The organism is Clostridium aciditolerans, assembly GCF_016316925.1.
Taxonomy (GTDB): Bacteria; Bacillota; Clostridia; order Clostridiales; family Clostridiaceae; genus Clostridium_AM; species Clostridium_AM aciditolerans.
In genome coordinates this window covers 1-12387 of sequence record NZ_JAEEGB010000035.1, presented here as the reverse complement: position 1 = coordinate 12387, position 12387 = coordinate 1, and the positions used below count along the sequence as shown (strand labels likewise).

Here is a 12387-nt window from a genome sequence, read left to right as displayed (position 1 = left end):
ATCTATTTCATTTTCTTATCTGATTTATAAGTTTCTTGTCCATATTTTTCTCACATTCTTATATAGTTTTCTCCATCTATTTATATATTCGTAGTAAGTTTAAAAATAGTTTTAAAATTTTATTTTATAGTTCTGTACAAATTACACTTGGAATTATATTAACATATTGGCAAATGTTGAAAAAACCCTTCTAAAAATATATAATTAATCTGTATACTACTAAATTCATATAATGGTACAATTGTACAAAAATTACACTTACCGAGGGGGAGTAAAATTGACAAAACGAATTAAGGTTCAGATTTTTGAAGATGGAACTGTACAAGCAGAAGTTCAAGGAATAAAAGGTAAAAAATGCACTAATTACATTAAAATATTAGAAGATATTTTACAAGCTGAGACAGTAGATTCTGATTATACAAAAGAATATTATGAAACAGAAAAAGTAATGTTAGATGAGGTTGAACATCAAGAATTAAAGGCTGGTGAATAAATTGGCGGTTACAGATAGAGGCAAAGTTTGGGAGATTACAAATTCTATTTTTGTAGTTTTTACTTTCTTTTTAGGGTTTGCAAACTGGATTGCTTTTTTATATTGTAGTTGGTTAGTAAAATGTAAAAAATGGAGGTACTACGCTCTGCTTTATGCATCACCCTTAATTTTAACTATAATAATAGGTAAATTTACAGATTTTACTTTCTACGGAGTAATAATCTCAGGAATAATAAGTATAGTTCATATCTTCAAAATCAGAGAAGAAGTTCTTGTTAGATATGATAGGCTGATAAAATATAGCTACTTGGCCGAGGCTGATATAGATGAACTTATAAATAAAACTAGAATAGATTCTGAGAATACTCCTACTGAAAAGAAATCCTTTTATGTAGAGAATAAAAATACAACTTTAACGCAAGAATCTGAAAGTATAATTTCAAATGGAGATATCCCGGAAAATAAAGAAAATAATATCAAAGATGATGAAACAAAAGATAAAGGAAGAATAATAGATTTCTAATATTTTATGAAAGTTGGTATGAAAATGAGTATTACATCGCGAGGAAAAAAATGGGAAATATTAAATTCTTTATGGATTCTTTTTACTTTTACTTTAGCTTTTTTTAACTGGATAGGTTTTTTTCATATTGGACGTAAGGCAAAATGCAAAAAATGGATATTTAGCGGACTAATCTATTCAATACCTTTTATATTAGTTATGGTAACAGGAGGAGCTAATGATTTTGTAGCTGGTTTAACTATAATTTTGGGAATAATTGGCATAATTCATGCCTTTATGATAAGAACAGAATATCTTATTAGATTGGAAGCTATTGAAAAAGGTAAAGTTTTATCTGATTCTGAGGTAAAAAAAATTATAACCACAATAAAACTTTCAAAAATGAATTTAGAAGACATTGGATATCCACAATCTGTTAGTGTAAATGACGTTGTGGAACCTAGCTTCAGCGTTGAAAAAACTGCAAAGACTGAAGTTAAAGAATCACCTATAGAATCAGAAAAACCTAATAAAGAAGATTATAAAAATAAATCCATAGATATTAATACAGCTTCTGAAAGTGAATTAGCTTCCTTACCTGGTATAGGCTCAATACTTGCTAAAAAGGCAATAAATCATAGAGAAACTAAAGGATATTTCAATTCAGTAGATGAGTTAGCAGAAACATTATCCTTAAAGCCTCATGTATTGGAAAGAATTAAGCCTTTAATAACAATTACAGTATTAAAGCATGAACATAGAGATGACAATACTTCTAATAAAAGTGGACGAATAATAGATTTCTAACTATTCTATTTCAATTATTATAAATACTATTGTAAAGGTTGATGATTAATATGGCGGTTACATCTAAAGGTTCTAAATGGGAAATAAGTGAATCTTGTTATATAATAGCTGCATTTATTCCTATGATGAATTGGATGGCTATTTTGTATGTTGGCTTAACAACAAACGTTAAGCGATGGATTTATTGGGGTGTATTTTATGCGACTCCTCTGATTCTATCTATTTGTTTGCTTTATTTTTCAGGTGGTCATCCAGGGGATTTTGAAGCTTTTGAAAGATATTGCAACTTACTTCAAATTATGGCTATAATCCAAGCATTTTGGATAAGAAAGGAATACTTAATTAGACTAGAAGCAATTCGAGAAGGAAAAATATTAACCAAAGATGAAGTAAAAGCAATTCTAGAAAAAAATAAATCTATAAATTCAGATAAAAAAGTTTCAGCGGTTAAAGATTCACAAGAAAATACAAAAGAATCTATGATAAACGAATTTACTAACGCTATAGAACAATCAGAAAGCTTATTAACTAAAGATAAGGAAATTCCAAAGACTAAGGATAACCCACGAAACACAAAAGAAATTAAGATAAATCAAGTTAATAACTTTAAGGAGAAAAGAGATAATATATTAACTAAAGGTAGAAAAGAAGCAATAAATATTATAGATATTAATACAGCTTCTGAAAGTGAACTAGCTTCCCTACCAGGCATAGGTTTAATACTTGCTAAAAAAGCAATAAATCATAGGGAAACTAAAGGATATTTTAATTCAGTAGATGAATTTTCAAAAATATTATCTTTGAAACCTCATATATTGGAAAGAATTAAGCCTTTAGTTATAGTAAATAAATTTGAATCTGAGTACAAGACTGATGAGCTTTCTAGTAAAATTGGAAGAATAGTCGACTTTTAATAATTATAGGTATAAATAGCTTTTACGTTATCTATACCTTATTTATAGATAACTTAGAGAAAGTAAGTTAGAAAGTTAATTCATATAATCACGAAAATATATAATTCAATAATTTAACATACAAGGAGAGATACAAATGGAGAAAAACACTACACATAAATTCAAGAAAGACTTATGTAGTTTATTAAAGGCTAGATTTCCATATATATATATCCCTACATGGGAAGAAGACAGAGTTTTATCAGTAATAAAAGATGTAGCTAGTGATAAAGATACTATAAGAACTCCTAGACAAATATTCACCTGGAGTTTGACCTCTGGAATAATTGGACAAGCAGAAAAAGGCTCACAGGAAACAAAATCACCTATTAAAGCCTTAGAATTTATAGAAAAATATTCAGAGGCAGCAGTATTCATATTGAAGGATTTTCACGCATTTTTTGGAGCTAATGGAAAATGCCAAGATAACGAAATAGTACGAAAGATAAGAGATATAGCTTCTACTATAAAACAAAGCCCCAAACCTAAAAATGTAATATTTGTTTCTCCAAGTTTAGTGCTACCTATAGATTTACAAAAAGATATAAGTATATTGGACTTCAATCTCCCTACTGCTGAGGAGATAAAATCCTTACTGAACGAAATGATTAATGTAAACGGAGCTACTGGAAGAATTAATATAAATCTTAATGAGGATGAGAAAGAAAGATTAGCAAAAGCTGCATTAGGTTTGACCTTTCAGGAAGCTGAAAACTCCTTTGCTCGTGCAATGGCTCAAGATGGATGCTTAGATGCTAACGACATAGAATTAATTTTAGATGAAAAGTGCCAAGTTATTAAAAAAACTGGTATTTTGGAATTTATAAAAAGTGATCTAAATATCGATGATGTTGGAGGATTACAAAATCTAAAGAGATGGCTTATGAAACGTAATAAGTCCTGGCTTGATTCTGCGAAAAAATATGGATTACCTGCCCCTAAAGGAGTTTTGATAACTGGTGTTCCTGGTTGTGGTAAAAGTTTAATTGCAAAATCTATAAGTGCTATGTGGCAGCTTCCACTTTTACGTCTTGATATGGGTAGAATCTTTAGCGGCATTGTTGGAAGTAGTGAAGAAAATATGAGAAAAGCTATAAAAACTGCAGAAGCAGTTTCCCCATCAATACTTTGGATAGATGAAATTGAAAAAGGACTCAGTGGTCAAGGATCTGGAGATAGTGGAACAACTACAAGAATATTTGGAACCTTTTTAACCTGGATGCAGGAAAAAACAGAGCCAGTATTTGTAGTGGCAACTGCAAACAATATAAGCCAGCTCCCTGCTGAATTATTGCGTAAAGGACGTTTCGATGAAATATTTTTTGTAGATTTACCTACTTTTAATGAAAGAAAAGATATATTTAAGGTACATATAAATAAGAGAGTAAAAGATGACTTTGTAAAGGGAGATTTTACTCTAACTGATGAAGTTTTAAATAGGCTCTCCCAAATAACTGAAGGCTTTGTTGGATCAGAAATAGAACAAGCAGTAATTTCTGCTTTATTTGAAGCTTATTCTGAAGATAGAAGTATTACTTTTGAAGACTTTGAAAAAACCATAAAGAATACAGTGCCTCTTGTTGTAACTCAGGCAGAACAAATTAGGGCTATACGTGAATGGGCTAACGTACGTGCAGTAGCAGCGACCCCTAGAGAAGATCGTACCAATTATGAAGCAAGAGAAGCTATAGAAGAAAATAGAGAAGAGAATAGATCTGAAGGAAGTTCTAACAATCCTGAAGACATTAAATCCAGTAGAGGCGGAAGAGCAATAGATTTTTAAAAACTTTATTAAAATAATAGTGTATTGGAGGAATTTTAAATGTCAATATCATTAGCATTGTTGCCATTAGCATTAGTTGTGCGTGGTGTTATGGGAAAAAAAAGATTTGATGAAATGGTTGAAGCCTCACAGGTTAAAATAAAAACAAATTTTAAAGATGAGAAGGAACTTGTTAGCACTGTAAGAAAAGCTGGTTTTGATGCTGTCAAGTGGGCAGATAGTATAAAAACTCATATTAATGGTGAAAAAGAGTTTTTCTTTTGGGAGTTTATAGACGGACAGTGGACAGCAGTATTTTCAAAATATGATCTAAAAGAAAGCATAACTATGCTTATACAGAAAATAGAAAAAACCTCAGGAAGAAAAATATTTGTTACTAGTTTAAATGAGAATACAGATACAGTTATACCTAAATCATATCCAACAAACTTTAAAGATAAAAGTATACTAATGAAAACTTTAGATGATTATGGAGTTAATTATTCAACACAAAGCAATGGAACTATAAATTGTAGGATTGATAATCATACTTTTAAATTTAAACTTAATGAAAACTCATCTTATATAATAGAGATAGAAAATGAAAAAGACTTAAAAGATATAATCATGAACTTAAATAATTTAGATGAGGATTATAGACGTAATGTTCAAAACAAAACCTATGAAAATCTAAAGACTAAGGTTGAAGAAAAAGGATATAAAATCGAAAGCGAAGAGATTATGGAAGATAACTCTATTGTTATAACCATCAATATCTAACAGAAAGGTTAAAGCTATGATAATTTCATTTGAAACTATAAAAGAAATATGTAAACGACATGAATGCGACGATTTATATTTTTACGAAAATATACCACTTAAAAAATTAAGAAATGCCAGAGAAAGCTTTAAAATACCTAAAACTTCGGCAATCATTGCGCTTTACGATAACACTATATTTGGAAGCTGTAAAGATGGTTTAGCAATTTGTAGTGATGGTTTATATTGGAGACATGCTTCAAATTGTAGCAATGTAATTTTGTGGGATGATCTTGATTCTGTTTGTTTTAACACAAAAGATCATTATTTAATACTAAATAACTTTTATAATATTGATATTTATGGTGACTATCGTAGTAAAATGTTAGCTGAATTTCTTTTAGATATTAAGGATCATATATACAGGGATTCTGCTCCAAAAGAAATTATTCTAAAAAGCGAAAAAAATATCTCACAAAAAACTTCTGAAAAAGAAATTTTAGAGTCAAATAATACAAAACAGAGAAAGAATGAATCGGATAAGAATTCGCCAAAATCTACGAACAGTAAATCTAGCATAGGCATACTAAAGGATAATCAACCTAAAAATAAATTAACTAATATCAATAATGCATCTTTAGATCAATTAATAGATCTTCCCTACTTTACTTTAGAAAGAGCAGAAAAAATATTATCTGAAAGAAAAAATAATGTAATATTTACATGCTTGGATGATATTATAGACATACTTAACTTGAAGCCTCATGAAGCAGAAGATTTAAAGGAATATTTATCTTTCAAAACTAGCAGCCTTAAGAAAAATTCTGCTAAACGTGAAGTAGTTAAAAAGAGTGAAGAAATTATTAATGACAATATAAATAACCCTCTTAAAGGAAGAATTGTTGATTATTAAAGTGAGTAACCCTGAAAGGATACATATTTAAATGAAGCTTAAAATTCACAGATTTTTATCTGCAACTAATGTAGAGGGGCCAGGAAAAAGAGCCTGCATTTGGGTACAGGGCTGCTCTAGGCACTGCCCTGGTTGTGCAGCACCATCTACATGGGACAAGAATAAAGGTTATGAAATAACTGTAGAAGAATTGGCACAAAAAATATTGAATGGTCCTGAAATAGAGGGTGTTACCTTTGTTGGCGGAGAACCCTTTGAACAAGCTAACGCCTTAAGTAAACTTGGAGCAATATTAAAGAAAGAAAATTTATCTATTGTTACCTTTACAGGCTATTTATTAGAGGAATTACAAGAGTCTTCAAATGATGATATTAAGAATTTGCTAGAAGTAACAGATATTTTAATAGACGGACCATATATTAAAGAAAAAAAAGACTTAAGCAGACCTTGGGTAGGCTCTTCTAATCAAAGATATCATTTTTTAACAGATAGATATAAACACATAAAAGACAACCTATATAAAATAAAAAATCAGATTGAAGTAAGAATGGATTCTAAAGGGAAAATATTAATAAATGGTATGGGTGACTTTGAATCTGTAAAAGAATTGTTTAAAGTGTAAATAATAAAGCACTGTCATTACAACTGTGATGACAGTGCTTTACATTATACAATTAATCCAACAATAGTTGCTGTTAATACACTTACTAGTGTTGCACCATATAGCAATTTTAAACCAAAACGAGCAACCACATTTCCTTGTTCTTCATTAAGTCCTTTTACTGCTCCTGAAATAATTCCAATAGAAGAGAAGTTTGCAAAAGAAACTAAAAATACAGAAACAATAGCTGTTGTTCTTACTGATAGATGTACACTACCACTTGCTAGTAAGTTCATTGCAACAAATTCGTTAGATACTAATTTAGTTGCCATTACACTTGCAGCTTGTATTGCTTCATTGAAAGGTACCCCCATTAAAAATGCAAATGGAGAAAATACATATCCAAGTAAGTTTTGAAATGAAATACCAAAGATACCCTGGAAGATTCCATTAACCATAGCAATTATTGCTACGAATCCAATTAACATAGCCCCAACTATAACAGCTACTTTGAATCCATCCATAATGTATTCTCCAAGAACTTCAAAGAATGTTTGCTTCTTTTCTTCATGAACTACTAAAATATCCTCTTCTTCCGTTACGCTGTATGGGTTTATAATTGAGGATATAATAAATCCGCCAAATAAATTTAAAACAAGTGCTGTTACAACATATTTAGGCTCTAAAAGAACCATGTAGGAACCAACAATAGACATAGATACTGTTGACATAGCTGATGCACAAAGAGTATATAGACGATGTTTTGGCAATAAGCCAAGTTGTTTCTTTACTGAAATAAATACTTCTGATTGTCCAAGAATAGCTGATGCCACTGCATTATAAGACTCTAATTTACCCATGCCATTGACTTTACTTAAAACTAATCCTATGTATTTCACTATCACAGGAAGTACTTTCCAATATTGTAATATACCAATTAAAGCAGAAATAAAAACTATTGGTAAAAGAACACTAATAAAAAATGTAAACTGATTTTCATTGACTAATCCACCAAATACAAAATTTACTCCTTCTGCTGCACATTTAAGTAGTATTTGAAAGCCATTTGCTATTCCACCTACTAGAAAATTGCCTATTTCTGTATTTAGTAATATAAAACCAAGTATGAATTCTAAAATAATCATTGTGATGATAGGTTTGTGTTTCACATTTCTCTTATCGCTACTGGCAATCCACGCAAGCCCTAAGACAACAACTAATCCTACGATTCCTATAATGTACTTCATTATGACGTCCTCCATGTAAATTATAAGTTTATTATTACGACGTTATATAACAACTATGCTACATATTTTTTTATTTATCTTTAACGTCCTTTAAATTAATCTTAACATCCAATTTTGTATAATTTAGCAACCTAATAGCATACAAAATTAGATATTACTTTTAAATACTACTTCTAAATAAGCGCTTGCTGTTTATCCTGTTTATAATTGCCATTTTTATTTTTCAGAAATAATTGCAATACTTGCACTTGCACCTATACGGCTTGCGCCTGCTTGTATCATATTCATAGCTTGCTCTTTGTTGTGAATGCCACCAGAAGCTTTAACTCCCATATCTTCGCCTACTGTTTTACGCATTAATTCGATATCTTCTACTGTAGCTCCACCTTTAGAAAATCCTGTTGATGTTTTTACAAAGTCCGCACCTGCTTTTTTAGACAATTCACAAGCTCTTACTTTTTCTTCTTCTGTTAAAAGACAAGTTTCAATAATTACTTTTACTAATGCTTTTCCTTTTGCTGCTTCAACAACAGCTTTAATGTCTTGTTCTACGTAGGCATCATTTTTGTCTTTTAGCTCGCCAACGTTAATAACCATGTCCACTTCTGTTGCTCCATTTTTAATAGCATCCTTTGTTTCAAATACTTTTGTTTCAGTTGTATTAGCTCCAATCGGAAATCCTATAACAGTACATACATCTACTCCACTGTCCTTTAGTCCATCACTTGCTGTTTTAACCCAATATGGGTTCACACAAACTGATGCAAATTGATATTTTTTTGATTCCTCTATTAATTGTAGAATTTGCTCTCTTTTTGTATCCGGTTTTAATGCAGTATGATCAATCATTTTAGCAATATTCATTATAAATCTCCCCTTCACCTTTATTACAGTACTAATAATAAGACCTTTTTGAACATTTGTAAAGTATATTGAGAAATTTTGTTCAGATATATTTTTACAAATTAAAAGCATATTTTTTGTAATCCTTTTATCAAAAACGATTACAAAAAATATGCCTTTAATACAGCTGCTCTTTCCCACAATTAGTTATACACTTACGAATTTATAAATGAAATTTTGTCTAAATATTATTCTAAAAGCTTTTTTGCAGTATATTGATCAGTAATTAAAATATTGGCACATTTTCCATTTAAGACCCCTTTGATTGCCTCTACTTTATATTTACCACCTGCTACTAGAATAGATTTTTCTTTTTGTTTAAGAGCATCTAAAGATATTCCTATAGTACGGTTATCAATTTGTTCATCACAAATTTCACCTTTTTCATTAAAAAATCGGGCACAGATATCTCCCACGCTTTTTTGCTTTAAAACTTTTTTCTCTTTTTCACTTAAATAGCTTAAGTTGAAAAGTAATGTCTCATCCTGAATTGCACCAACTGTAAAAATTGCTACATTAGCATGAAGCCCCATTTCCATGATATTTTTGATATGACGGTCCTCTTCTACCATTTGTCTTACAGTAGCACTATCAAAAATTACTGGCAGCGGTAAATATCTCGGCATTGTCTGAAAAGCTTCAGCAAAAAGGGCAATTGTCTCTGAGGCATATGTATTTACCTCTGAATGGCTGATACCTCCATTTAGCTGAACTACTTCTACTTCTTTAATATTTTGTGGTATAAGCCTTTTAGCAACTTCATACATTGTTGTTCCCCAGCTTACTCCAAGTATGTCTCCATTTTTAATGCTATCCTGCAAATATTCTGCAGCTTCTTTACTTATATATTCTCTTATAGAAATATTATCGTCTTTTGGTGAAAAGACAACACGAACATTTTTTAATTTATATTTTTCCTTTAATTGGCTAGCTAACTTATCTAAATCTGCAAATGGATCAATAATATCAATTCTGACATATCCCTTTTCTTTGGCATATTGAAGAAGCCTTGATATAGTTGGTCTTGATATGCCAAGTTGTGTTGCAATCTCCTGCTGGCTATAATCTGATTGATAATATAGCCTTGCCACTTCCACACTTAATTGTTGTTTTTCATTATCCATAGCTTTCACTTCCTGTCCCCTTACTATTCTCCTATACATATTATATAGTGCTTTTTTAAACAAAGCAAAAGCTATAATTAATTACTTATCCAATGATAGAAGCAGAATAACTTTTATCATTAAATATATTTCTATCTATTATTAAGTTCCTTTTAGAGTTTATGGATATGACGAGGCTTTAAGTGTAATATTATTTCAAAAAGCTTTGAGTGCAAATAAGAAGGTCTGATGTATTTTTTATAGTTTCCTATACTAATTATAAAAACTATACCGGAAAAAACTATTATAGAGCCTATAACCTTATTTATAACAGAAATTTTTTTAGGATTTAAATGATTATGAAATCTGTCAGCAACCAAAACAAGGATAACCCACCAACAGAAACTTCCACAGAATACACCGATTATCAAAATAGCTCTTGCAATTACGCCATGGCCAATATTTTTGGAGCCATAACTGGCAAATACAAATAGGAATGAAAAAATCGTTGCTGGATTTGCCAGCGCAAACATAAAGGTTGTTAAAAAAGCCTTTGCAAGAGTTTTACTATTTGAAATCTCCTGCTTATTTTCTTGTTTTGATAAGATAACATGAATACCAAATATTAATAGTAGTATGCCACCAAATAAACGAATATAATGCTGATGTCTGGCAAGAAACCTGGCAATGAAGGTTAAACCAAGGGCAGCTATACTTGCATAAATAGAATCTGCTATACAGGAGCCTAATCCTGCCACAAACCCAAATAAAGCTCCATTAGTCAATGTGGTTCTTAAACATATTGCACCAATAGGCCCTAAAGGCATACCAGTTATTAATCCAATAATTATTCCTTTTAAAAAGATATGGGGCATTAGTTTCACTCCTTATTAGGCTAACTACATACTTAAAAAATTCAATATTTTTAATCATTGATTCTAATAATATTTTCCCTTTCAACATTCTTTATACTCTAAGCAGTGTTTTTTCGTGATTAAAAACCAGTAGTTCAAAAAGTATTCAAAATCAATAATTTCAATTTCCAGAGAAGAATTTTAAATCAATGGCTTTTGCCATAGCCTCACCACCAGCATCACTTGGATGAAGATGATCGCCACTATCATATCTTGGTAATAACCTTGAAGGATTGTTAGGATCAAGAGTTGCCTTATCAAAATCAATTACTCCATCAAATTTTCCACTAGTTCTGATCCATTCATTAACCTCTTTACGTTTAATATCAAGCTCATCAGCATATACTTCGTATCCTTTAAAAGGCATAATTGTTGCTCCATATATCTTCAAGTTATGTTCATGTGCCAACTCAATATATTTTTTAAGTCCAGTAATTATTTGATCTTTAGTTACAATTTCGGAAGCGGGAGCTGGTCCTCCTGGACCTGTATGCATTATATCATTGACTCCTTCTAAAACAACTACATACTTTGCTCCTTCATGATCTGTAATAGCTTTTTCAAATCTTGAAATCCCTGAGGGACCAAACAAACCATGAAGTTTACTTTCACTATCATTTAAGATTCTGTTACCGCCGATTGCCTCTCCAATTACAGATAAATTTTTTATATTTGCATCATTCAATTCCTTTGCAAGGTAGTCTGGCCAGGAAAGGGTAGTTATTGAGTCTCCAAAAGCAATAATTGATCCATTCTTTTTAGGTGTCATTACTTCTATTGATGTAAAAAAGGGAGATACCTTTGGAACTCCATTTATCCCAATAGGTTTAAAATCTTTTTGCGTATCAACCGAATTCGTAAAATTACCTTCTTGTGAATAATAAGATTCTGCACCTTCACAAGCACCAGTTATATTTTTCACCTCATTAGGAATATAAATACTTACAGCTACCTTATCTAATGCTTTTATATTAACTTCAAAAAGATCACTCCATACAAAAGCCCCTTTTTCAATAGTTACATCCGATTCACCATTGAAGGTAAGTGTTTTTTGCGAACCTTTAGAAATAGTGCCATCGGAGTTAACTATACCAAAACTAACTGCACCAATTTTAATTGGCTCTGCTCCAAACTCGTTTGAAATTTTTATTCTTTCTTTTGAACCTCCAAAGGTTGAAGTTACTACTGTACGCAAAGTTTGATTTTTATAATCTAATTGAAAAAAAGTAAAATCTGTTGCACTTCCATTCCATGCACCAATCCAATGGGTGGGAGGTTCACTTGTTTTACTACAACCAGTGAAGATACTTAAAAGCAGAGCGATAATTAATGATAGTAAAAAGGATAACTTAAACTTCTTTCTCATTTTATTCCTCAATAATCTGTAATTTAATAAGGCTCTTCTAATTTAGTTGTGGTGTAAATAAATG

The 12387-nt window shown here is 30.7% G+C and carries 13 protein-coding genes; 8 read left to right on the top strand and 5 right to left on the bottom strand.

Annotated elements, in window-relative coordinates:
• Window positions 1-277: 277 nt before the first annotated feature.
• The 8 genes from I6U51_RS19010 (at window position 278) to I6U51_RS18975 (ending at window position 6811) form a co-directional block, all read left to right on the top strand.
• Window positions 278-493, top strand: coding sequence for a DUF2997 domain-containing protein (locus I6U51_RS19010; protein ID WP_211144145.1), 216 nt, complete (start codon window positions 278-280; stop codon window positions 491-493).
• Entirely contained in the window at window positions 486-1016 is a 531-nt protein-coding gene (locus I6U51_RS19005) for a hypothetical protein (RefSeq protein WP_211144144.1), read from the top strand. Before I6U51_RS19010 ends, I6U51_RS19005 begins: the two co-directional genes overlap by 8 nt.
• 24 nt (window positions 1017-1040) lie before the next feature.
• A complete protein-coding gene (locus tag I6U51_RS19000; protein ID WP_211144143.1) occupies window positions 1041-1802 on the top strand; it encodes a ComEA family DNA-binding protein in 762 nt (253 codons plus the stop codon).
• A gap of 50 nt (window positions 1803-1852) precedes the next feature.
• Window positions 1853-2716 (top strand): ComEA family DNA-binding protein, encoded by an 864-nt coding sequence (locus I6U51_RS18995; RefSeq protein ID WP_211144142.1) that lies wholly within the window; start codon window positions 1853-1855, stop codon window positions 2714-2716.
• A gap of 136 nt (window positions 2717-2852) precedes the next feature.
• Window positions 2853-4538 carry an AAA family ATPase gene (locus I6U51_RS18990; protein ID WP_246517509.1) on the top strand — a complete coding sequence of 562 codons (1686 nt, stop codon included), beginning with the start codon at window positions 2853-2855 and terminating at the stop codon, window positions 4536-4538.
• A gap of 39 nt (window positions 4539-4577) precedes the next feature.
• On the top strand, window positions 4578-5297 hold the full coding sequence (locus tag I6U51_RS18985; protein ID WP_211144141.1) for a hypothetical protein: 720 nt from the start codon (window positions 4578-4580) through the stop codon (window positions 5295-5297).
• Between the two features lie 16 nt (window positions 5298-5313).
• The gene (locus tag I6U51_RS18980; protein WP_211144140.1) at window positions 5314-6189 is read left to right on the top strand and encodes a helix-hairpin-helix domain-containing protein; all 876 of its coding nucleotides are present in this window, start codon (window positions 5314-5316) and stop codon (window positions 6187-6189) included.
• Window positions 6190-6220: 31 nt separating this feature from the next.
• Window positions 6221-6811 carry a 4Fe-4S single cluster domain-containing protein gene (locus tag I6U51_RS18975; protein ID WP_211144139.1) on the top strand — a complete coding sequence of 197 codons (591 nt, stop codon included), beginning with the start codon at window positions 6221-6223 and terminating at the stop codon, window positions 6809-6811.
• Window positions 6812-6855: 44 nt separating this feature from the next.
• Here I6U51_RS18975 and I6U51_RS18970 read toward each other — a convergent pair whose 3' ends face one another.
• The 5 genes from I6U51_RS18970 to I6U51_RS18950 all read right to left on the bottom strand — a co-directional run bounded on the left by I6U51_RS18970 (window position 6856) and on the right by I6U51_RS18950 (window position 12323).
• On the bottom strand, window positions 6856-8037 hold the full coding sequence (locus I6U51_RS18970; RefSeq protein ID WP_211144138.1) for a NupC/NupG family nucleoside CNT transporter: 1182 nt from the start codon (window positions 8035-8037) through the stop codon (window positions 6856-6858).
• Window positions 8038-8253: 216 nt separating this feature from the next.
• Complete coding sequence (gene deoC, locus I6U51_RS18965) at window positions 8254-8901, bottom strand: deoxyribose-phosphate aldolase (protein ID WP_211144137.1); 648 nt, start codon at window positions 8899-8901, stop codon at window positions 8254-8256.
• A 227-nt stretch (window positions 8902-9128) separates the two neighbouring features.
• Window positions 9129-10064: a DNA-binding transcriptional repressor DeoR gene (gene deoR / locus I6U51_RS18960; RefSeq protein ID WP_211144136.1), complete on the bottom strand. Its 936-nt coding sequence runs from the start codon at window positions 10062-10064 to the stop codon at window positions 9129-9131.
• 152 nt (window positions 10065-10216) lie between these two features.
• On the bottom strand, window positions 10217-10918 hold the full coding sequence (locus tag I6U51_RS18955; protein ID WP_211144135.1) for a LysE family translocator: 702 nt from the start codon (window positions 10916-10918) through the stop codon (window positions 10217-10219).
• A 160-nt stretch (window positions 10919-11078) separates the two neighbouring features.
• The gene (locus I6U51_RS18950) at window positions 11079-12323 is read right to left on the bottom strand and encodes an SGNH/GDSL hydrolase family protein (protein ID WP_211144134.1); all 1245 of its coding nucleotides are present in this window, start codon (window positions 12321-12323) and stop codon (window positions 11079-11081) included.
• Between the last annotated feature and the right edge of the window lie 64 nt (window positions 12324-12387).